At 72.1% G+C, this 21,196-nt stretch carries 23 protein-coding genes and 1 pseudogene; 10 read left to right on the top strand and 14 right to left on the bottom strand.

Annotated elements, in window-relative coordinates; translation table 11 throughout:
* Positions 1-6: 6 nt before the first annotated feature.
* A complete protein-coding gene (locus O7600_RS24445; RefSeq protein WP_281590826.1) occupies positions 7-369 on the bottom strand; it encodes a globin in 363 nt (120 codons plus the stop codon).
* Between the two features lie 134 nt (positions 370-503).
* Between O7600_RS24445 and O7600_RS24440 the strand changes: the two genes are divergently transcribed.
* Positions 504-1,070, top strand: a complete 567-nt coding sequence (locus tag O7600_RS24440) for a snapalysin family zinc-dependent metalloprotease (protein ID WP_091581260.1) — start codon at positions 504-506, stop codon at positions 1,068-1,070.
* 27 nt (positions 1,071-1,097) lie between these two features.
* Here O7600_RS24440 and O7600_RS24435 read toward each other — a convergent pair whose 3' ends face one another.
* From O7600_RS24435 to O7600_RS24415, 5 genes are all read right to left on the bottom strand, one after another.
* A complete protein-coding gene (locus O7600_RS24435) occupies positions 1,098-2,033 on the bottom strand; it encodes a hypothetical protein (protein WP_099162398.1) in 936 nt (311 codons plus the stop codon).
* Positions 2,030-3,382 (bottom strand): hypothetical protein, encoded by a 1,353-nt coding sequence (locus O7600_RS24430; RefSeq protein WP_281590825.1) that lies wholly within the window; start codon positions 3,380-3,382, stop codon positions 2,030-2,032. Before O7600_RS24430 ends, O7600_RS24435 begins: the two co-directional genes overlap by 4 nt.
* Positions 3,379-3,684 (bottom strand): DUF6403 family protein, encoded by a 306-nt coding sequence (locus O7600_RS24425; protein WP_281590824.1) that lies wholly within the window; start codon positions 3,682-3,684, stop codon positions 3,379-3,381. Before O7600_RS24425 ends, O7600_RS24430 begins: the two co-directional genes overlap by 4 nt.
* Positions 3,685-3,693: 9 nt before the next feature.
* On the bottom strand, positions 3,694-3,942 hold the full coding sequence (locus O7600_RS24420) for a hypothetical protein (protein WP_281590823.1): 249 nt from the start codon (positions 3,940-3,942) through the stop codon (positions 3,694-3,696).
* A 64-nt stretch (positions 3,943-4,006) separates the two neighbouring features.
* The gene (locus tag O7600_RS24415) at positions 4,007-5,287 is read right to left on the bottom strand and encodes an AAA family ATPase (protein WP_281590822.1); all 1,281 of its coding nucleotides are present in this window, start codon (positions 5,285-5,287) and stop codon (positions 4,007-4,009) included.
* A gap of 73 nt (positions 5,288-5,360) precedes the next feature.
* On the opposite strand from O7600_RS24415, the gene O7600_RS24410 reads away from it, so the two are divergent.
* Positions 5,361-5,888 (top strand): flavoprotein, encoded by a 528-nt coding sequence (locus tag O7600_RS24410; RefSeq protein WP_281590821.1) that lies wholly within the window; start codon positions 5,361-5,363, stop codon positions 5,886-5,888.
* A gap of 6 nt (positions 5,889-5,894) precedes the next feature.
* On the opposite strand, the gene O7600_RS24405 is transcribed toward O7600_RS24410, so the two are convergent.
* Positions 5,895-6,485 carry a hypothetical protein gene (locus tag O7600_RS24405; protein WP_281590820.1) on the bottom strand — a complete coding sequence of 197 codons (591 nt, stop codon included), beginning with the start codon at positions 6,483-6,485 and terminating at the stop codon, positions 5,895-5,897.
* Between the two features lie 204 nt (positions 6,486-6,689).
* Between O7600_RS24405 and O7600_RS24400 the strand changes: the two genes are divergently transcribed.
* Positions 6,690-8,255 (top strand): DEAD/DEAH box helicase, encoded by a 1,566-nt coding sequence (locus tag O7600_RS24400; protein WP_281590819.1) that lies wholly within the window; start codon positions 6,690-6,692, stop codon positions 8,253-8,255.
* A gap of 15 nt (positions 8,256-8,270) precedes the next feature.
* Here O7600_RS24400 and O7600_RS24395 read toward each other — a convergent pair whose 3' ends face one another.
* The 4 genes from O7600_RS24395 to O7600_RS24380 are packed head-to-tail and all read right to left on the bottom strand — an operon-like array spanning position 8,271 to position 9,369.
* Positions 8,271-8,651 carry a hypothetical protein gene (locus tag O7600_RS24395; protein ID WP_281590818.1) on the bottom strand — a complete coding sequence of 127 codons (381 nt, stop codon included), beginning with the start codon at positions 8,649-8,651 and terminating at the stop codon, positions 8,271-8,273.
* A gap of 10 nt (positions 8,652-8,661) precedes the next feature.
* Positions 8,662-8,925 carry a hypothetical protein gene (locus O7600_RS24390; protein ID WP_281590817.1) on the bottom strand — a complete coding sequence of 88 codons (264 nt, stop codon included), beginning with the start codon at positions 8,923-8,925 and terminating at the stop codon, positions 8,662-8,664.
* Entirely contained in the window at positions 8,918-9,160 is a 243-nt protein-coding gene (locus tag O7600_RS24385) for a DivIVA domain-containing protein (protein ID WP_281590816.1), read from the bottom strand. The genes O7600_RS24390 and O7600_RS24385 overlap by 8 nt, the downstream gene beginning before the upstream one ends.
* Positions 9,157-9,369, bottom strand: coding sequence for a hypothetical protein (locus O7600_RS24380; protein ID WP_281590815.1), 213 nt, complete (start codon positions 9,367-9,369; stop codon positions 9,157-9,159). Before O7600_RS24380 ends, O7600_RS24385 begins: the two co-directional genes overlap by 4 nt.
* Before the next feature lie 300 nt (positions 9,370-9,669).
* Here O7600_RS24380 and O7600_RS24375 point away from each other — a divergent pair, with 300 nt between their 5' ends.
* The 4 genes and pseudogenes from O7600_RS24375 (at position 9,670) to O7600_RS24360 (ending at position 14,845) form a co-directional block, all read left to right on the top strand.
* On the top strand, positions 9,670-11,094 hold the full coding sequence (locus O7600_RS24375; RefSeq protein WP_281590814.1) for an XRE family transcriptional regulator: 1,425 nt from the start codon (positions 9,670-9,672) through the stop codon (positions 11,092-11,094).
* The gene (locus tag O7600_RS24370; RefSeq protein ID WP_281590813.1) at positions 11,094-11,636 is read left to right on the top strand and encodes a GNAT family N-acetyltransferase; all 543 of its coding nucleotides are present in this window, start codon (positions 11,094-11,096) and stop codon (positions 11,634-11,636) included. The genes O7600_RS24375 and O7600_RS24370 overlap by 1 nt, the downstream gene beginning before the upstream one ends.
* A 112-nt stretch (positions 11,637-11,748) precedes the next feature.
* Positions 11,749-14,288: pseudogene (locus O7600_RS24365) on the top strand (DUF3427 domain-containing protein).
* Positions 14,289-14,368: 80 nt separating this feature from the next.
* Positions 14,369-14,845: a hypothetical protein gene (locus O7600_RS24360; protein ID WP_281590811.1), complete on the top strand. Its 477-nt coding sequence runs from the start codon at positions 14,369-14,371 to the stop codon at positions 14,843-14,845.
* 166 nt (positions 14,846-15,011) lie between these two features.
* Here the strand turns inward: O7600_RS24360 and O7600_RS24355 are convergent, their stop codons facing one another.
* Together O7600_RS24355 and O7600_RS24350 are read right to left on the bottom strand one after the other, a co-directional pair.
* Positions 15,012-15,461 (bottom strand): hypothetical protein, encoded by a 450-nt coding sequence (locus O7600_RS24355; RefSeq protein WP_281590810.1) that lies wholly within the window; start codon positions 15,459-15,461, stop codon positions 15,012-15,014.
* Entirely contained in the window at positions 15,458-15,970 is a 513-nt protein-coding gene (locus O7600_RS24350; protein WP_281590809.1) for a DUF1772 domain-containing protein, read from the bottom strand. The genes O7600_RS24355 and O7600_RS24350 overlap by 4 nt, the downstream gene beginning before the upstream one ends.
* 170 nt (positions 15,971-16,140) lie before the next feature.
* Here O7600_RS24350 and O7600_RS24345 point away from each other — a divergent pair, with 170 nt between their 5' ends.
* Together O7600_RS24345 and O7600_RS24340 are read left to right on the top strand one after the other, a co-directional pair.
* Positions 16,141-17,292: a sensor histidine kinase gene (locus tag O7600_RS24345; protein WP_281590808.1), complete on the top strand. Its 1,152-nt coding sequence runs from the start codon at positions 16,141-16,143 to the stop codon at positions 17,290-17,292.
* Positions 17,289-17,951, top strand: coding sequence for a response regulator transcription factor (locus O7600_RS24340; RefSeq protein WP_281590807.1), 663 nt, complete (start codon positions 17,289-17,291; stop codon positions 17,949-17,951). The genes O7600_RS24345 and O7600_RS24340 overlap by 4 nt, the downstream gene beginning before the upstream one ends.
* Before the next feature lie 7 nt (positions 17,952-17,958).
* Here the strand turns inward: O7600_RS24340 and O7600_RS24335 are convergent, their stop codons facing one another.
* Positions 17,959-20,118, bottom strand: a complete 2,160-nt coding sequence (locus tag O7600_RS24335) for an MMPL family transporter (RefSeq protein ID WP_281590806.1) — start codon at positions 20,116-20,118, stop codon at positions 17,959-17,961.
* Positions 20,119-20,229: 111 nt separating this feature from the next.
* Between O7600_RS24335 and O7600_RS24330 the strand changes: the two genes are divergently transcribed.
* The gene (locus tag O7600_RS24330) at positions 20,230-21,192 is read left to right on the top strand and encodes a hypothetical protein (RefSeq protein WP_281590805.1); all 963 of its coding nucleotides are present in this window, start codon (positions 20,230-20,232) and stop codon (positions 21,190-21,192) included.
* Positions 21,193-21,196 lie beyond the last annotated feature (4 nt).

The following is a 21,196-nucleotide window of genomic DNA, read 5'->3' as shown; positions in this document are numbered from 1 at the left end:
GCCCGGTCAGGCCCGGAGCAGACCCGCGACCGCTCGCTGCGCGTCGACGATCGCACCGACCGGCAGGTCGAGCACCCAGAGCGCGGCGGCCAGGTAGTCGAGGACCCGCCACCGCTGCTCCTCGGTCAGCGCGCGGTGGTCGAGCGGGGCCCCCGCCTCCACCGGAAGCGTGGGGCGGGGGCCCCGCCGCACCACCCCGAGCGCCGCGCCCAGCCGGTCCGCGAGCACCGCGGCGAGCCGCCGGCGGTCCACCCCGAGCAGGTACGGGGCCAGCTCCGCGTCGGCCGCGACCAGCCGCATCCAGCGGTGTACCGCCTCGCGTACGGCGACCGGGCCGAGCCGGTCGCGGGGCTCGCGGGAACAGGTCACCAGCTCCGTCGTCCGCACGACCAGGGGTACGGACGATCGACCCCGATCAGTTCAGCCCAGACCTTGATATCGATGGATGCCTATCTATAGGCTGGCGGCGTTCCGCTCACCCCCCACCCCAAGGAGTGTGAACCATGCGTACGCCGAAGCTGTCCCGGATCCTCGCCACCCTCGCGGCCGCGACGCTCGCGGCGCTGGGCGCGGTCGCCGTCAACCCGGCACCGGCCTCCGCCGCCGTCCGCAACGTCTGCTACAACACCAGCCAGGCCGGCCCGTTCGCCAGCTACGCGGTGCAGGCGGCGTCCATCTGGAACAACCGCACCAACAACATCAACATGGCCCAGTGCGGGTCCAACCTGATGATCTACTACACCTACGGCGGCGGGTCGTACGCCCAGCGCACCAGCCTCGGCAACGGCCGCGTGGTCATCGACTACTACCAGGCCCAGCAGTACTCGCCGCTGCGCATCATGACGCACGAGATCGGCCACATCCTCGGCCTGCCGGACAACTACAACGGCAACTGCGCCATCCTGATGTCCGGCGGCAGCGCCGGCACCAGCTGCACCAACCCGTACCCCAGCTCCACCGAGGCCGCCCGGGTCGACTCGCTGTTCGGCTTCGCGGCCCGCAGCGCGACGCCCGCCCAGGTCTTCAGCGGCAGCTGGCCGGCCGCCACCGTGGTCGGCGCCGGTCGCTGACGACGCACCGGTGACGGGGTCGGCGGGTCACCGCCGGCCCCGTCCGCGCGTCCGTGCCCGGTTCCTCCCGGCCGTCCCGCCGGCCGCCGCGTCGGCCGCCAGGTCCGACGCCCGCCGGCTCAGCTCCTCGACCCGGTCGCGCAGCCGGCCCACCGAGTCCCCGGAGTCCGGGTCGGACACCTCGTCGAGCAGCCCCACGTAGTCCCCGGCCAACCGCAGGTAGCCCGGCCCGCCGGTCCGGTCCAGATCGATGATCTGCTGGGCCAGCACCGCCGTCGCGGCGCCCAGCGCGGCCCGCTCATCGGCGCGCGCGTCCCGCCCGGCCCGGCGCGCGTCGGCCAGCCGCCCGGCCCGCCGACCGCCCAGCCAGAGCGCCGCCGCGCCGGCCACCACGCCGACGACCGCGCCGCCGGCCAGCAGGTAGCGGGGCAGCGACGGGCTGATCGTCCGGGCGCCGTCGGGCAGCAGGCCGGTGCGGACCAGCCGGTCGTAGTTGAGCACGATCACCTTCAGCGCCTCGATCGGCCGGTCCACGAACGCGTCCGCGCCCTGACTGATCACGGTCTCGGTGACCATCGACCGGCCGATGTCGCGCGGGCTGTCGCCACCGACCCGGGAACAGCCGTAGGTGTCCCAGTCGTCGCCGTCGCGGCTCATCGCCAGCACCAGCGTGCCCCCGGTAACCCGTTCGGTGTCGGCGCACGCCTCGCGCAGGTCCGCTCCCGGCGACATCAGCAGCACCACCAGCCGGCGGTTGCCGACGACCCGCTCGGCCGCGGTCCGGTCCAGGTCGACGCCGGGCGCCGCGTAGACCGACGACGCCCGCACGTGCCGGGCCACCGGGCCGTCGAACACGCCGCCGGACCACAGCGCCCACCCGGCCAGCGCCAGGCAGGCCAGCACCGCCCGGCCGAACGCGGTGCCGACCAGCCGGCCGAGCAGCCGGCGCGCGACGGCGGTCACGAGAGCCTCCCCCGCAGGTAGACGTCCGGGCGGTAGCCGGGCATCCGCACGTCCCGGGCCACCCGGTCCAGCTCGGCCGCCGCGTCCGCCAGCAGCCCGCGTACGTGCCGGTCGGGCAGGCCGTCGTCGAGCGCGTACCGGGCCGCGCGCAGCCGGCCGACGCCCCGCACCAGCGCCGGGTCGCTGCGGGCGTCGGTGAGCACTGACAGCTCCACGGCCAGCGCGGAGAGCCCGGCCAGCCGGGCCGGCGTGCCACCCGGCCCGACGTCGCCCGGCCGGCTCCGGCCCGCGCCGCGCACGGTGCGGATCGACAGCACCACGAACCCGGCCACGCAGCCGGCGAAGAGCCAGGGCAGCGCCGGCAGCGCCACCCGCAGCGGGTCGAACGGCCGGTACGGCAGCGGCCTTTCGAACAGCCCCGCGTAGCGCACGTCGGTCACCCGCGCCAGGTAGGCGCCGAGCACGTTGAGCTGCGGATAGTCGTAGCGGCTGAGCCGGCCGCCGTACTGCGCGTAGAAACTGACGCCGGCCACCTCGGCGAAGTCCGCCGCGCCGGGACCGTGGTACTCGATCCAGCCGCCGTACATCACCACCACCGGCCGATCCGGGGCGAGCCGGTGCAGCGCCGGCCCGTACGCCGGCAGCGGCGTCCCGTACGGCTGGGCCGGCAGCACCACGAACCAGGCCCCGCCCGGGAACGCGTCCCGCGCGTCGTCCTCCGGCAGCCGGGGCAGCGTGGCGCCGGGCCCGACGTACCGGCCGGTGGCGCGCAGCGCGGCGGTGACCGGGGCCAGCTCGGCGGCGGTCGGTTCCCGCCACCGCAGGTCGTCGCGGTCCGCCGGGGCGGGCTGCTCGCGCAGCCCGGCGAGCAGCGCGAGCACCTGCCCGGTCACGTCGCCGGTGGCGAACTGCGCCCGCCAGCCCGGCAGGTCGTCCGGGGTGGCCAGGTAGGGGCCGCCGCTGACCTCGGTGCCGACGATCCGGACGGTGGCGTTCTGCACGTCCTTCACCCGCTTGCGTTCCGCCTCGTCCAGGCCGGGCGGCGCGACCAGGATCCGGGTGCCGTCACCGCCGATGGCGGCCCGGACCCGGGCCTCGTCCCAGCGCGCGACCGCACCGGGCAGCCGGACCACCGGGTCGGCCGCGACCAACGCGGTCATCTCCTCGACCGACGGGACCGTGGCGTCGCTCAACTCACCGGCGGAACCCTCAGCGGGCAGCGTGGCCGACGACGGCGAGCGCCCGTAGCTGACCGTCACGCTCTGCCGCTGCGCCACCAGGAACACCGCCAGCACGGCCACCGCGACCACCAGCAGCGACCAGCGCAGCACCTCCCGCCGTACGGTCACCGGCCGTCCCGCCACAGCTCGTCGGCGCGGCGGGCGTGGTCGGCGGCCTCGTGGGCCGCGTCCGCGCGGCCGCGCGCGGCCGCCAGCAGCTCGGCCCGGGCCAGCAGCCGTTCCGCCTCGGGCACCGGCGTCCGGGCGGCGTCCCGGCTGACGCCCGCGTCGTGGATCGCCGCCCGCGCCGACGACCAGGCCACCCGCCGGTCCTCGGCGCGGGCGCGGCGCCGGGGCAGCAGCGCGGCGACGAAGCCGGCGGCCACCGCCACGACACCCCCGCCCAGCCAGGGCAGCACGCTCAAGGTCATGATCCCTGTCTAACGCACCGCCGCCAGCGACGCCGACGAGTACCCCTCCTGGAAGCCGTCCATGAACGCGCCCGCCATCCCCGACACCACGCACCCGGCGCAGCACAGGATCACCAGGATCGCCGGCACCGCGACCCAGAGGACGGTCGTCCAGTTGATCCCGTCCGGCTCCGGCTCCGGCGCGTACCCCGGCGGCGGGTACTGCGGCGGATAGCGCGGCTGGTACGGATCCGGCTGGTACGGGTCGTGAGGATGCACCCGCACATCCTGCCCACCACCCGCTGCCGCCGGAAGATCCGCTCGGACCGGCCACCTCGACCGGTCAGGCCCGGTGCGCGTCCAGGTGGGTGAGCACGGTCTGGTTGGCCTCCCAGCCGTCCGGGAACTTCACCGGCACGTCCAGGTGCACCCGCTCGGTCGACGGGTACGCGTCCAGCAGCTCACCGATGCCGGCCCGGGCCACCACCACGCAGGCGTGCCGGTGCCGGGACGCCAGCACGCACAGCCGCCCCGACTCCAGGTGGAACGCGGTCGCGTCGCGCCGGCCGGAGAGTGGGTGCAGCACGATCGTCACGTCGTACTCCCGGCCCTGGAGCCGGTTGGCGGTGTCCACCGTGATGCCCGCGCCGGCCGCGCCCAACCGGGACCGGATGGCCGCGACCTGGTCGCGGTGCGCGGCGCCGACGGCGATCCGGTCCGCGCTCACCGGCGCGCCGCCGGGCGCGGCCTCGCTGACCGCGACCGCGCCGCGCCGCAGCACCCGCAGCGCCAGCTCCGCGCACGCCGCCGCGGCCTCGCCGTCGGTACGCACGGTGTGCCGCGCCGGCAGCTCGTGCAACGCCCAGCCGGTGGTGGCGGCCAGCTCGACCGAGGCGTCGTAGGCGTCGCCCGGCCCCGGCTCGGTGAACGTCAACGCCCGGTCGGCCGGCCCGGTGCCGGCGCGGAAGCCGGTGAACGGGTAGAACGCGGCGGACACCACCGGCGCGGCGGAGGCGGGCAGCCGCCACGACACCGGCAGCCGGTGCACCGGCAGCTCCGGGTTGTGCCGCAGCAGCGTGGCCACCGCCGACTGCATCGGATCCCAGGTCAGACCGGTCCACCGGGCGGTCTCGACGGTGGAGAACGGGTCGAGCTGCCCCGGGTCGCCGACGAACAGCGCCCGCTCGAACCGCCCGGCCACGCGCAGCAGCGCGTCCGCGCGCATCTGGTACGCCTCGTCCACGATCGCCCACGGCCAGGTGCCCTCGGTGACCGTGGCCCACTTGGCCGCCGTGGCGATGGTCACCGCCGGCCCACCCAGGTCGGCGACCTTCGCCGCGACCCGGACCGCCGGGTGGGCGGTGACCCGCTCGGTGGGCCGGTAGTCGGCCGCCGAGAGCCGGCCGACGCGCAGCTCGGGCGCCTTCCGGCCGAGCCGGTCGATGAGGTCGTCGACCTGCTCGTTGGTCTGCGCCACGATCATCAGCGGGTCACCGGTGACGGCGAGTTCGATCGCCGCGCGGACGACGAGGGTCGACTTGCCCGCGCCGGGCGGCGAGTCCACCACCACGCCGCGGTGCGCGCCCTCGCGCACGTCGCGCAGCACACTCTCGACCACGTGCAAGGAAGGGCCCCTTCTTAACGCATCCGGTAGAGGCGGGGCCCCTTCTTAACACGCCCGGGGTAAGACTGCGGGCATGAGTGAAGCACCGGTGCTCTACCTCATCGTCTGCGCGGCTCCCCCGGCCCAGCGGATCGGCGAACTCGCCGAACTGCTCGCCGCCGACGGCTGGCGAGTCTGCCTGATCGCCACCCCGATCGCCGCGACCTGGCTCGACCGCGACGAACTCGCCGCGCAGACCGGCCATCCGGTACGCGCCGAGTGGCGCCGCCCCGGCGACCCCGAGCCGCACCCGCCGGCCGACGCCGTCGCGGTCGTGCCGGCCACCTTCAACACGCTGAACAAGTGGGCGGTCGGGGCGAGCGACACGCTGGCCCTGGGCGTCCTCAACGAGATGCTCGGCGCGGGACCGCCGATCCACGTGTTTCCCCGGGTCAACGCCGCGCTGTCGGCGCATCCCGCCTACCGGCCGAACCTGCGGCGGCTGCGCGAGGCGGGGGTGGTGGTGCACGACGGGGACGTGCTGCGGTCACCGGACGAGATGACGCCGAGCCGCTGGGCGGCGGTGGTGGACGCGCTGCGCCTGGCGCGCCTCCCGGGTTGAGAGCTCTCAGCGAAGGTCAGCCAGGTCAACGACTCGGTCGAGTACGCGATCCGCGAGCTGGTAGTTGTGATGCCGGCCGTGGTTGGTCGTGCCGGACAGGAGCGACGACGCCAGATCCCGGGCGGCGATGGCGAACGGCTCCTGGGACAGCGCCTCGATCAGCTCGTCGTACCAACCCCAGACGCGCACCTGATCCTGCCCGGCGTCCCGGTAGGGGTTACTCCGATCGAACTCCAGATGCGGATACCGCTCCTCGACGCCCTGCCCCGAGCCGGCATGACGGTGCAGCACCGACTCTCGGACGACCATGAAGCCACCCACGTCCTCGCTGTCGACATCCTCCGGCGGGAAGAGTACGAAGGTCTCCATCCGCTTCATGTTGAGGGTGGAGAGGCGCCCCGCTCCGGTCTTCGGCAGGCAGGACAGCGCCCAAGCCACATATTCGGTGCCGGTCGGGTCAGGGACTGCCGCCGTCAGATAGGCCCGATTCGCCGCTACGGTCTGGTGGAGGTAGGGACCGGCGGCGAGGGCCGCGAACCTCTCCTGCTTCTCTGGGTCTGCACGCATCAGAACCTCGCGGCCATCAATCTGAATCATCCGTGCACTGTAGGTGGACGATGTGCGGGTAGACGTCGCACAAACGGGCCGGCGGAGGGGCCCGACCGCCCGCTCCGCAACGCGATCCTGGTTGAGGGCTAGGTCCAGCCGGGTGATCAGATTCCCGCAGACGGGACCATACGATCGCGCGACGAGTACGAACCCGGACTGTTCGGTTCCGAGCGGTTGACGAGAGGAATCGGCGTGCAGCAGATCCAGACGCGGACGGCACTGCGGCAACTCTTGGCGGAGTGGCCGGGCCAGAACAAGCGGGATCTCCTGACCGGACTGCGGAGCCTGGGCCTCGACGGGCTGACCACGACCGACGTCAACCGCGTGTTGTATTCCGGACGTGGCACGTTCGCCCATGACGGCGCCACTCCGCCGCGATGGCGACTGGCGTCTGGGGCGGAGCGGGGAGCTAGGGGGAGGCTCACGCAACCCCGCTGCTACATCGGCAGAAAACCACGTGCCTGGCAGAGCGAGGCGTTGGCCGACTGGCACACCAATGGCCGTCGAGGCGTTGTGGAGGCGGTCACCGGCACCGGCAAGACGACGGTCGGGGTGTTGGCGGCCGCAGCTGCGGTGGATGCCGGCGAGAAGGTGCTCCTACTCGTTCCCGGACGTGAGCTGCTCGACCAGTGGCACGCTGTATTACAACGCGATCTTCGGATCCCGCGGGTAGGACGTCTTGGGGACGGCCACCGGGATTCGCTGTCCCATCATTCGATCCTGGTGGCCACCGTTCATTCCGCCGCGAAGGAGCGCATCCTCCTAGGAGGCGCTTCCGGACTGTTGATCGCCGACGAGGTGCACCGCTACGGCGCGATGACCTTCGCGCGTGCCCTCAACCAGAGCTACGGAGCCCGGCTGGGCCTGACTGCGACGTACGAACGAACGGATAATGGCCTGGTTGACCATCTGCAGCCCTACTTCGGCGAGGTGGTGGCGGGGTGCACTTACGAGCGCGGCTTGGCCGACGACATTCTGGCCCCATTCCGCGTTGCCTTCCTGGGAGCTGACTTCGCCGGGAACGAGCGCGAACAGTACGACCAGTACGACGAGCAGGTCAGGGCACTCCGACGCCGGCTGGTCCTCGACCACGACTGTCCTGCGGAGCCCTTCGGGGAATTCATGACGCACGTCAACGAGCTCAGCCGAGGGGGTCACGGCGATCTTCGCGCGATGATGGACGCCAGCCGATACCTCAACGCGTTCAGCAAGCGCCGGCAGCTGCTTGCCGGTTGCCGGCGGAAACACGAGGCGTTGGCTTCACTCGCGCCGATCCTCACCGAGGCGGACGCCGGATTGGTTTTCAGCGAGACCACGGCCAGCGCCGAGCAGGCGGCGGACGTGCTGCGTGGACGGGGCGTGCCGGCTTCGGAATTCACGAGTGAACTCCCCCGGACCGCGCGCAAGCACCGCTTGACCGAGTTCAAGCAGGGAAGGATAAAGGTGCTGACCGCGCCTCGGGTCCTCGACGAGGGGATCGATCTGCCCCAGGCGGAGGTCGGGGTCGTCGTGGCGGGAACCCAGAGCAGGCGTCAGATGATCCAGCGGATGGGACGCGTCATCCGGCCCAAGCACGATCGGCGACCGGCGACGTTCGTCGTCCTCTACATCAGGGGTACGTCGGAGGATCCGAAGAACGGCGCGCACGAGGGATTCATCGATCAGCTGATCGACGTCGTTGCTGACTACAAGACCTTCCGCCCGGGAGCGCCTGAAGCGAAGTTGCTCTCGTGGTACCGCGAGGGCAGGCTGCGCTGACGAGGTGCCACTGCGTCAGCGAGGTCGGGGCACCTGCCGGTTGAACCGGGGGCGTAGCGCCAGGACCAGCGCTTCCTTCGTACCCTCGGGGTTGTCGGTCTCCTGCCAGCGGACCTCGCGCCGGCCCAGCCACCCGGCGATGTCGTCGCGGGTCGCGGCGTGGCCCGGGGTGTCGAGGAGCTGGCCGACCTGGTCGTGCAGCACCGACGAGTCGCGGTTGCCGGTGAGGTGCTGGCGCAGCCGGGCGCGCAGGTTGCCGGTGTAGCCGACGTAGACGACCACACCGCCGTCGAGCACCAGGTGCACGCCGGGCGCGGCCGGCGCGCCGGCGACGACCTCCATCGTGTACGGCAGGGCCGGCGTGAACCCGGCCAGCAGGTCTTCGGTGTCCAGCACCCGGGCGACGCTACCGGTGTCCGCGCAGCTCCGTTGCCCCGCACGACCCGGCGTGACCGTCCGGTAGCGGGCAGCGCCCACCGTCGGGCAGCCGCACATCGCACCAGATCCGGTGGCGCAGATGCTGGGCGTCCTCCTCGCTGAGCGTGGTCTCGCCGAAGTCGACCGCGTCCAGGTGCCCCAGCGACCGGGCGAGCGCGGCGGCCAGCTCGGTGGCGGCGTCCCGGCTGGTCAGCGTGGTGGGCAGGTGGATGATCCAGCGCGGCTCAGTCATCGTGGCCACGCCGATGGCAGCCGTTGTGGCGGGACTGCCACTGGCGCAACGCCTGCCGGATCCGCTCCGACTCGGTGCGCGCGGTGGTCAGCTCCCGGTCCAGCCGGTCCATCTCGTCGGCCACCCAGCACAGGTAGTCGTGCACCTGCGCCCGGTCGAGCCCCCGCCAGCGCGTGTCGAAGACGGCCGCGCGTACCTGCCAGGCCCGCACCCGCTCGCCGGTCACCCAGATCACCGGGCCACCCCCATGGCCTCGTCGGGAACGCCGGCCGCGGCGAGCGTCGCCCTCCCCCACCGGGCCAACCGGCAGGGGTACGGGACGCGCTCGCTGCGGCACAGCGGCCCCTGCGGCCAGCGCTCCGGAACGTGTACGCGCACGGCGAGCGCGGCGACGAGCAGGTCCTCGTCGGTGACCGGGGTGGGAACGGGGAGGTCGGCGGACATCGGTGGGCGCCTCCGGGGTCGGGTGTCGTGGAGTGGCGCCGGGGCGGGCGGGGTCGGCGGACAGCCGCGATCGGGGGACGCGGCACCGCCGGAGCCCAGCACCCGCCCCGGGCCGTACGCCGACTGTCGACCGTGGCCGCCGTTGGCCGTATGTCCTGGTGATCGTCGTCGACATGCACGCTCCGCATGGAGGCGTCACCTTCTTCGATATGCGGGGCATGCATACCGTCACGCTCTGGAACGGCTTGAATGGTTAGGCTCGATGTCGGACACAGCCACCCGCGCGGAGCGAGGTTGCCGGTGACATCCACGAACTGCCCCCGCTGCGGCGGACGCTTGGCCCGCGACAACGACAGCGGCCGGTGCGCGCCCTGCCAGGCCGCCGAGCGCGACCGGCTCAGCGCGCCGCCGGTGGTGCCGGAGTCGTTCTGGGAGCACGAGCCGGTGCGGCAGGCGCTCGCGTCACGGCACCTGGGACGGGTGATCCGCGCGTACCGCTACCACCCGTACCACGGGCGGAACCCGTTGCCGCAGAGCGTGGTGGCGGGGTGGCTGGGCATCACGCAGGCCCAGTTGAGCCGGGTCGAGAATGGGCCCGCGTTGGTGCACCTCGACCGGCTGGCCCACTGGGCCGCGCTGCTCAAGATCCCTCCGGCGCGCCTCTGGTTCGCCCTGCCGGGCGAGCCGACACCTACAGTGTTCTCAGGCGCACGCGTTGAAGAAGGTGGTAGTACGAATCGCCGGCAATTCCACGCTCTGGCCGCCTTGGCTGGCATTCAGGCCGGCGGCGGGTTGGACCTGCTGACGGCAGGTGCGGAACCGCCGCCGAACCTCGGCATGGAACAGGTGCGGTATGCGGCCTCACTCGTGGACCAGCTCCGCTCGGCCGACGCCGCCGTGGGCGCAGACGCGCTCTGCGACATCACCATGCAGATACACCGACGTCTGTCCACCTGGGCTGAGCATGCTGGGTACAGCCGGTCGGTGGGTGAGGCGCTGCAAAGTGCACTAGCCCACCTGGCGATCCAGGCGGCGTGGCTCGCGATCGACGCAGACCGTCGTCCCGAAGCGAGGCCCTACCTGAACGAGGCCATCGCCCGCGCACGCGTCGCCGACGATGCGCGTGTCGAGGTACGCGCGCTCGCCTGCATGTCGCTTCTACTCCGTGAGGACCGGCCCGGTGAAGCTTTGCACTGCGCCGAAGCGGCATCGCGTGCTGCCGCCGGATGGGCCACGCCCCGCCTGACGACGCTGCTGCATCTTCGCTCGGCTCACGCCTACGCCGTCCTCCGGGACACGTTCGGCTTCGAGCGCGAAATGACCAGGGCACGTCGGGCATTCGACGGGGGAAGCCACGAAGACGACTTGCCGTTCATCTCGTTCGTCACGGAGCAGGAGGTAACGGCCATCACCGGTCTCTCGTACCTCGCGCTTGACCGGCCTGACCGAGCCGCAGCATGCTTCCGGGCAATCACGGCCAGCGCACCGGACGCGTACCGCCGCAACCGGGTCTACTCCACGGCCCAGCTCGCCCGGGCATCGATCCGGCAGGGGGATGTGGCCGGCGCCGCCCGCGCCGCGACAGCCGTGCTGCCGGCACTGCGCCAGGTGCGCTCCGGGCGGACCATTCGCGTGCTCGCCGAGGTACGGTCCGGGCTTAATGCTCACCGCGCCGTGCCCGAGGCTCGGCAGTTCTTCGACATGTGCGACGAATCGCGGGCCTGATGACGGACAACGTGCGCTTGCGCCACTACTCGGCAGCCGAGGCCGAGAACGTGCTGGCTCAACTCGTCGACGTGTACCTCGATGCCCACGCCGACGACGGGCCGCTCTACACGGCCGAGCGCTACGAACAGCAACTCGCCGCGCATATGCCCAGGCCGGGCTGGGCTTCGGTGACGGCCTGGACCGGTGACGAGTTGGTCGGCTACATCTACGGGTTTCCACTCCAGGCAGACACCCACTGGTGGGACGGCATTCAGGGGCCGGTGCCGGAGGGCTTCCTGGACGAAGATGGTCGACGGACCTTCGGCGTCAGCGAGTTGGTGGTCCGGCGCTCCTGGCAACGTCGGGGTGTCGCGCGGGCGCTGCACGACGAGTTGCTCCGCAACCGGGAAGAGGAACGGGCCGTGCTGCTCGTCCGGCCGGACAACATCGCTGCCCAGCACGCGTACAACGCCTGGGGATGGCAGCCGGTCGGACGTCTCCGCCCATCGTGGGGAGGCGCGCCCCTGTTCGAGGTCCGCACGAAGCCGATCGGGTCGTAAGGTCCGTTACCGTGTCGATGATCTGACATCCGGACGGAAAAGCGCCCGACAGCTCCCGAATCCAAGGTTGCAACGACTTCCGCCGGGTCGAAATCGCGGTTAGCTTGCCGACGTGGGGGATCTTGAGCAGGGCATCTACGAGCACCTGATCACGCGGGAGCTAGCGACGCGGATCCGGGGCGTTGACCGCTCACTGGTCCAGGACGAGAAGCTTGACCCGGCCGACTCGCACGACATCCTGACGCGGCATATCGCTGCCCTCGCGCGGCGGGCGCCGCGTACGTCGGCTCGTCCAACCTCTCGAAGGCCGCGCTGGTCGACGGCGTGGAGTGGAACGTACGGATCTCCAACCTGGAGCAGCCGCACGTCATCGACACGTTCGAGGCGACGTTCGCCGACTACTGGAACGACTCGGCGTTCGAGACGTACGACCCGGCCAAGGACGCCGAGCGGCTACGCGTCGCGCTGCGCGGGGAGCGCGCCGACGAGGCGCCGACCGAGATCGCGAACCTGGACGTCCGGCCGTTCCCGTACCAGCAGGAGGTCCTGAACGACCTCGACGCCGAGCGGCTGGTGCACGGGCGGTGGCGGAACCTGGTGGTGATGGCGACCGGCACCGGCAAGACGGTGGTGGCGGCGCTGGACTACCGCCGGCTCCGCCGGGCCGGGCAGGTCGACTCCCTGCTCTTCGTCGCCCACCAGGAACAGATTCTCCGGCAGAGCCGATCCGTGTTCCGCCAGGTGATGGGTGATGGAACCTTCGGCGAGACCCTGGTGGGCGGCGATCGACCGGACGGGTGGAAGCACGTCTTCGCGTCGATCCAGTCGCTGCACCGGCAGGAGATCAACCCCGAGGCGTACGACATGGTGATCGTGGACGAGTTCCACCACGCCGAGGCGCCGACGTACACGAGCCTGTTGGGGCGGCTTCGGCCGCGCGTACTCCTGGGGTTGACCGCGACGCCCGACCGGAGCGACGGCGGCGACGTGCGCCGGTGGTTCGACGGCCGCGCGTCGGTGGAGCTGCACCTGTGGGAGGCGTTGGAGCGGCAACTGCTGGCCCCGTTCCAGTATTTCGGGCTGCACGACGAGGTGGACCTGACGCGGGTGCGGTGGAAGCGCGGGCAGGGCTACGACAAAGCCGACCTGGACGGCGTCTACACCGGCAACCACGCGCGGGCGCGGCTCATCCTGCACGCGGTCAGTCGGATCGCCGACGTGGGGCGGATGCGGGCGCTCGGCTTCTGCGTCAGCATCGGGCACGCCGAGTTCATGGCGGACTGGTTCACTCAACACGGCGTGCCGGCGGCGGCGGTGACGTCGACGCTTGATCGGAGCGAGCGGCACACGTTGATCGACCGGTTCCGCAAGCGGGAGCTGCGGGTGCTGTTCACTGTCGACCTGTTCAACGAGGGTGTTGACCTGCCGATGGTCGACACGATCCTCATGCTGCGGCCGACCGAGAGCGCCACGATCTTCCTGCAACAGCTTGGCCGAGGGCTGCGGTTGGACGACGACAAGCCGTGCCTGACCGTGCTCGACTTCATCGGCGGGCAGCACGCCAACTTCCGCTTCGACCTCCGCTGGCGAGCGCTGGCCGGGGTGAGCCGGCGATCCGTCGAGGCGGCCGTCCGAGAGGACTTCCCGTCGCTGCCGAGCGGCTGCCACATCGAGCTGGACCGGGTGGCGAAGGACATCGTGCTCGCCAACCTGAGGTCGGCGCTGCCGACATCGAAGAACGCGCTGGTGGGTGAGCTGCGGCAGCTCGGTGACGTCAGCCTGTCCGACTTCCTGCGGGAGACCGGGCTGGAGATCGAGGACGTGTACCGGTCGGCGACCGTGGGCGGCTGGGCGGGGCTTCGGCGTCTCGCCGGGCTCGACGCGGCCCCGGGTGGCCTGGACGATCGTGACCTCGGACGGGCTGTCGGCCGGATGCTGCACGTCGACGACGTCGATCGGCTGGACCTCATCAGCGAGGTGGCGGCGGGTCGATCGCCCGCCGGCGGGCGGCTGCTCGACATGCTGCACTTCAGTCTGTGGGGGCCGTCGGTGCCGCTAGACGAACGCGACACCCGGCTCAAGCGGCTCTGGGCCGAGCCGGCGCGCTGCGCGGAGCTACGGCAAGTCGCGGAGGTGCTGCGCGATCGGATCCACCGGGTCACCCAGCGACCCGCTTCGGAGCGGGTGCCGTTGCGGGTGCACGCCCGCTACAGCCGCAACGAGGCGTGCGCGGCCTTCGGCATGGCGAACCCGGGCTCGCTGCGAGAGGGCGTGAAGTGGCTGCCGGACGAGAAGGCGGACCTCTTCTTCGTCACGCTGGTCAAGTCCAAGGAGCACTACTCCCCCACCACCATGTACGCCGACCGGGCTATCACCGACCGGCTGTTCCAGTGGGAGTCGCAGAGCACCACCTCGTCGGCCTCGGCGACCGGGCGGCGGTACGTCGACCACGTCGCCCAGGGATCGACAGTGCACCTGTTCGTGCGGGAGACCCGGGTTGCCGACCGCGACCTGGGCGCACCGCCCTACCTGTATGCCGGACCTATGACCTACCAGGAGCACAGCGGCAACCGGCCGATGCGCGTCCTCTGGGAACTGCGGCACGCCCTCCCCACCGACATGTACGCCGCCGCCCGGGCGATCGCCGCCTGATACGGATGAACCTAACGGCGATCCCAGTCGCTGCACCTGCGCTTTAACACAGTATTGCGACTGAATGGCACAATCTGGCCATGATTCGGGATGCGGTGACCGTCATATCCGTGCTGCTCTCCGCTGGGGCGCTCACGCTCTCCGTATATGTCGCCCGCCGGCAGCGGCGGCGGGAGGGGTTTGAGCTAGCTCGCGCATTACACGCAGAGTTGACGACCGGCACGGTGTTCGAGGCTCGGAGCATACTGGGCGGCCTTCAGCGCGGGAAGACCTTAGCAACCCCGGATGCCGCCACCCAGGCGATGGACGCCTACTTCACTCTGCTCTGGTGCTTCGAACGGATCGATGCAGGATGGCAGACGCTGGCAGCATGGGGCTCTGTGGACGCACAGCGGTTTCTGGTCAACTCGATTCGATGGCATGTGAATGAGTGGGAATCAGCCCTACCGGAGATTCGTGATGCCATCCAGGCATCTGCCCGGCGAAAGTTGGATGACGCGCATTCACAGGAGGCTCTTGCCAGGGTGGCGGATGTGGTGAGGATGCGAGCTGCTTAATTCGGGTTACTTGTCGAAGGCTCAGTCGGATTTGCCACATTCGGTCAAACTTTGATCGTCGACGGCATCTTCCTGCTTGCGCACGACGCCTTCGTGGCCACGAAGTCGACCCACCCGATATCACCAACGACTCAGCTCGACAGGCACCCAGCGGGCGGGACCCCACTCAGCCGGCATTCCGACGCCGGTCCGCCGGACGCGTCCAGCGGCACAGCAACGCCGTTACCCCGCCGGCGATAACCCCGACCATCGTCCCGGTGACCAGGCTGGATACGGCCGCCGAAGCCCGCAACAAGGCTTCTCGCGCCCCCGGCGAGATGTTGGCCAGCCCCGGCGCGTCCATCCCGAGCGACGAGCCCCAGAACACCTGGTGACCGATCGCGAGGAACACCCCGTACAGCGCGCCCACGACCACCAGCGTCAGGAACGGGCGCGGTGGTCGCCGCCACAGCACGGCGGCCACCCAGACCAACGGCGGCCCGACCGCCAGCAGCGCGGCTGCCACCGTGCCTTCCGGCACCACGTCCAGGTCGTGCAGCGCCACCCGGGGCGCGGCCAGCGCGGCGAGTCCGACCAGCGCCAGCCAGGAGAACCCGAGGGTACGACGGGCGCTCATCGCCCGACCGCCGACGGCGCGGTCGACCGGACGAACTTCAGAAGCGCGACGAACGCCAGCACGGCGGTCACCGCGCCACCGGCGAAGCGCACCCAGTGCCCGGCGACGAACTCCGAGGCCACCTGCCGCAGGTACTCGGGGGAGTGCGTTCCCACCGGGTCCACGAACATGATCTCGTTGCGCGGCCAGAAGAAGACGGCGGAGAACAGGAACTCGCAGGCGACGAAGACGACGGTCGCGCCGGCCACGTACCAGCGCAGCCGGCGATCGCGCCAGGTGAGCAGCGTCGCGGCGACGCTGCTCAGCACGACCGACGCGCCCAGCGGCGGGAAGTAGTCGTGCGGGCCGCCGTCGACCAGGAACGCGCGGGCCCGCTCCAGCGACGCGGGCGGGTCGTTGAAGATGTTCGGATAGAGCATGACGGTCTCGGCGGCGACCCCGCCGAACGACATCATCGCCGCCCAGACCATCACGATCAGGGCGATCCACGTCAGTTTGGTACGGGACATGAGCGTTTCTCCTCGTAGGTGGGGATGTCATCGACGCTAGGTCGGTGCTCGCCCGCCGTCGTCCGCGCCGCCGCGCGACCGGGGATCGCCTGTCGACGTACACCTCGGGGTTGCCCCTGACGCCTGCGGACGACAGCGCCGAAGGCCCGCGCGGACCTAGGCTCGAAGGCGTGCCCGACACCTCGCCCACCCGCGCCGACGCGCTGCTCGCGGCGGCCACTCCCGCCCTGGTCGTGGTGGCCGTGGCGGCCGAGGGGACCGCGCCGGCCCGCGCCGTGCTCGCCTGCGTCGTGGCGATCGGGCTCGGGGGCCTGGTGCTGGCCGCCCGCCGCTGGCCGCTGCCCGCGCTACTGGCCACGGCGGCGGGCATCCTCCTCTACTACGCGCTGGACCTGCCGCCGGTCGGGGTGGTCGCGCCGGCCGCCGCCGTGCTCTACCGGGTCGCGGAGCGGGGTCGGGTCACGCCGGCCGCTCTGGTCGCCGCAGGGCTGCTGGCCGTGTCGGTGGCGGTCCGGCTGGTCGAGGGCGACGACGTCGCGGTCGTCGTCGGGGCCGAGCTGGGCTCGGAGGCGGCGTTGGCCCTCGCCGTCATCACCCTCGGAGACGCGGTACGCAACCGGCGGTCGCTGCGGGCGGCGTTGGTCCGCCAGGCCATGGCCGCCGACGAGGAACGCCACCGTGAGGCGGCCCGGCAGGTCGAGGCGGAGCGGCTGCGCATCGCGCGGGAGGTGCACGACACGCTGGGGCACACGATGTCGGTGATCACGTTGCAGTCGGCGGTGGCGCGGGAGGCCCTGACCGACCGGGAGCCGGCGCAGGCGGAGAACGCGCTCGCGGCCATCCACTCGGTGAGCGGCAGCGCGATGGCGGAGCTGCGGGCGACGCTCGGCACGCTGCGCCGCGAGCCCGGGCCGCACGAGCCCGCGCCCGGGTTCGCCCAGCTACCGGCGCTCGTCGACGGCGTGCGCCGGGGCGGGTTGGCGGTCGACCTGCGGGTCGACGGCCCGGTCGAGGCGCTGCCCGCCGTGGTCGGCAGCACGGTCTACCGGGTCGTGCAGGAGGCGCTGACGAACGTGCTGCGCCACGCCGGGGCCACCCGGGTGACCGTCACGGTGCGTGCCACACCCGGTCGGCTCGCGCTGGAGGTGGTGGACGACGGTCGCGGCGGCTCGCCCGCCGGGCCGACGGGCCGGAAGGGCCAAGGGCTGCGCGGCATGGCGGAGCGGGTCGCCCTGCTGGGCGGCAGCGTCGACACCGGCACCGCCGCGACGGGCGGCTTCCGGGTGTCGGTCCACCTGCCGCTGGCGCGGGTGACCTCGTGACCGCGATCCGCGTCGTGCTCGTCGACGACCAGCACCTGGTCCGCACCGGCCTGCGGGCGCTGCTCGACCGCGCCGCCGACATCGAGGTGGTGGGCGAGGCCGGTGACGGCGGTGCCGGGCTGTCGGTCGTCCGGGAGCAGCGGCCCGACGTCGTTCTCATGGACGTGCGGATGCCCGGCGGGGACGGGCTGGAGGCAACCCGGCGGATCCTCGCCGATCCGCGGCTCACCGGCGTGCGCGTGGTCATGTTGACCACGTTCGACGACGACGAGTACCTGTTCGAGGCGATCCGCGCCGGGGCGGCCGGCTTCCTGCTCAAGGACACCCCGCCCGACGCGCTGCGGGAGGCCGTCCGGGTGGTGGCGGGCGGCGACGCGCTGCTCTCCCCCGCTGTCACCCGACGCGTCCTGGCGGCGGCGGCCCACAGCCCGGTGACCGACTCGGCGCGACTGGCCGGGCTCACCGCCCGCGAGCGGGACGTGCTCGCCCAGGTCGGCGCCGGGCGGTCGAACACCGAGATCGGGCAGGCGTTGTTCCTCAGCCCGGACACCGCCCGCACCTATGTGAGCCGGCTGCTCCAGAAACTGAATGCCCGCGACCGGTCCCAGCTCGTCGTGATCGCGTACGAGAGTGGGCTGGTCCGCCCCGGCGAGCGCTGAGGCGCGATCAGACCTGCGCCTCGCCCGCCGGCTCCGGCGCCGCGTGCCGTCCCCCGCCGTTACGCCGCTCGTCCCCGTGCCCCGGCCACCACGCCGTGTGCCCGATCAGCCCGGTCAACGCCGGCACGAAGAACATCGACATCACGAACGCGGACAGCACGATCCCGATCGCCACCGCGAACCCCATCTGCTGGAGGAACGAGATCGGCGCGAGCATCAGCACCCCGAACGTGCCGGCCAGGATCAGCCCGGCCGCGGCGACCGTCGGGCCGGCGTGTTCCACGCCGATGGCGGCAGCCTGGTGGGGTTCGTGGCCCTCCCGGGCCTCCTCGCGTAGTCGGGCGATCATCAGGATGTTGTAGTCGGTGCCGATCGCCACCACGAACAGGTAGAGGATGATCGGCAGCTGGAACGTGACGCCCGGGTTGCCCTGGAGGCCCTGGAACACGTAGACGGTCGCGCCCAGCGTGGCGGCGAAGTTGAGCAGCACCGCGACCACCAGGTAGATCGGTGCCACGAGACTGCGCAGCAGCAGCGCGAGGATCAGCGCGATCAGGCCGGCGGCCACCGGCAGGATCACCGACAGGTCGCGGTTGTTCGCCGAGTTGATGTCGGCGAAGATCGCGGTCGGCCCGCCGACCAGCGCCTTCGTACCCTCCGGGGCCTTGGCGTGCAGGTCGTCGCGCAGGTCGTCACGGACCAGGCTGATCGCCTCGTTGGAGACCGGGTTCTCGTCGAGCAGCAGGTTGATCCGGGCCACGCCCGGGTCGGTTGCGCTGCGCTCCGGCGGCTGCACCCGGGCGACGCCGGGCGCGTTCGCCGAGGCGGCGGCGAAGTCGTTGACCTGCTGGTCGGTCAGCGGGGTGCCGTTGCCCGTGGTCAGGTAGACCTCGGTGGGCGCGAGCGCCCCGGCGGCGAAGCCGCGCTGGAGGTCCTTGGCGGCCCGCGCGGACTCGGTGTCCTGCGGGAAGCCGGCGCTGAAGTCGTAGTCGGCCTTGTAGCCGAGCACCCCGGCGGCGAGTGCGACCAGCAGCGCGCCGGAGGCCGCGGCCACCACGGCGGGCCGGCGGCCGACGGCGGCGCCGAGCCGTCGGGACAGGCTTGCCTTCGGCGTACGCTGCCACGCCTTCGACGGCCAGAACACCCACCGGCCGAGCAGCGACACCAGCGCCGGGATCAGGGTCAGCGAGGTGACCAGCATGACGGCGACGGCGATGGCGAGCGCCGGGCCGAGCGAGCCGAAGAAGCCCAGCGAGGCGAGCAGCAGCACCAGGAACGCGACGATGACCGCGCCGGCGGCGGAGGTGATGACCTCGCCGACCCGCTGCACCGTGACGATCATCGCGGTGCGCTTGTCGTCGCCGGCGCGCAGCCGCTCCCGGTAGCGGAACAGCAGGAACAGGATGTAGTCGGTGCCGATGCCGAACAGCACGATCAGCAGGATGGTCTGGAGGTCCTGGCTGACGTTGAGGTCGAAGGCCTTGCCGGCGGCGGCGACCAGGCCGGTGGTCACGGACATGACCACGCTGATCACCACGACCGGCAGCAGCGCGGCGATCGGGCTGCGGAAGATGATCAGGATCAGCCCGATGATGAGGATGATGGTGGCGACGCCGACGACCGCGAACGCGGAGTTGAACGTGTCCTCGTTGTCGACGAAGCTGGCCACGTCGCCGGCCACGCCGGCGGTCAGGCCGCTGCCGGCCAGGTCCGGCCCGAGGTCGGCGCGCAGGTCGCGGACGGCGTCGAGCAGCTTCGGGTCGTCCGGGGTGTCGGCGTCGAGGCCGACGGAGATGATCTGCACCGACTTGTCCGGCGCGACGGCCTGCGGGCCGGTGAGGTAGCCGGAGGTCTGCGGGATGTCGCGGGCCTTGAGCGCCTGGGCGAGCTGCCCGACGCGCGCCTCGTCGGCCGGGGTGAGCGGCTTGCCGTCGCTGCGCTTGACCACGATGGTGGCGGTGGCGGTCGCCGCCTGCGGGAACGACTTCGTGGCCAGCTCGGTGGCCTGCACCGACTCGTAGGAGCGCGGCAGGAAGCTCTCCTGGTCGGCGGAGGTGATGTCGCTCAGCGAGGGGCTGGTGACGACGATCGCGATCGCGGCGAGGATCCAGCCGCCGATCACCCACCAGGCCTTGCCGACGACGAATCTGCCCAGTCGCTCGAACATCGTTTCCCCCGTGTGTCGACTGCCTCGCGCAGGATCCTACCCTCAGTGAGCAATCCTTTTCGGACGTCACGCGGCCTGGCGTCGGTGTTCCCGCTGGTCGAGGATCGGTGGATGACCGAGCGCCCCCGCCTTCCCGGAGTCCTGGCGGCGTGGTTCCTGGCGACCGTGCCGGCCCCGCTGGTGTGGTTCGAGTGGACGCACCGGTGGGAGGAGGACCAGCAGCTGGCGTCCGCGCTGTGGTGGCCGGTGCTGGCGTCACCGGTGCTGGCCGGCCTGCTGGCCGCCGGGCGGCTCCGCCGGCCTGGTGTGCCCGGTCTTCCGCTCGCCGTGGCCGGATCCACGCTGGTCACGGTGGTGCTGCTGGCCGGGCCGCTGGCGTTCTTCCGCTGGGTGGTGCCGCTGACCGGCGAGGCCCGCTGGGGGCGGGCTCTGCTCGGCGGGCTGGCGCTCGCGGTGGTTGGCGCGCTGCTCGGGTACGCCGCCGGCGGGCGTTTCCCCCGCGCCGACCGGCCGGCGCCCCGGCGCGGCTATCTGATCGGCGGGCTCGCCGTGCTGCTCGGGGCCGTGCTGGCGCAGACCACGGTCCGGCTCGGCGCCGAGGGCAGCACGGTCGGTCAACCCCCCACGGAGTACGGCGGGGTCGGGCCGTACGCGACGTCGGCGGGACGGTTCACGGTGCCGGCCGCCGGGGCGTACGCGATCTTCTCGGTGGGGTTCGCGTCGACGGACCCGGAGTGCCGGGTCGACGGCGTCGGTGGGGCCGCCGAGCCGGTGTCCGTTCCACCCGGCGACTACGGGGGCGACGCCGCGTCGTACGCCTGGGTGGCCACGGTCCGGGTGCCGGCCGCCGGGGTGTGGACGCTGGACTGCCGCGGCCCGGACGCGGAGGCGTCCTACGTGGTGGGTGACGTGCCGGACATCCGGGGCGCGGTGGGCTCGCTGATCCACTGGCCGGTCGGACTGATCTGGTTGGTCGGCGCGCTGCCCGGCCTGCTGATCGTCGGGGAGACCGCGCGCCGGCGGGCCGCAGCGGGGGCCCGGGCGACCGCCGGTGGAGACGGCCGGGAGCGGTAGACAC

Origin of the sequence: Micromonospora sp. WMMA1998, assembly GCF_027497375.1 — a bacterium.
Lineage (GTDB): Bacteria > Actinomycetota > Actinomycetes > Mycobacteriales > Micromonosporaceae > Micromonospora > Micromonospora sediminicola.
This window is presented reverse-complemented; position numbering and strand designations above follow the sequence as displayed.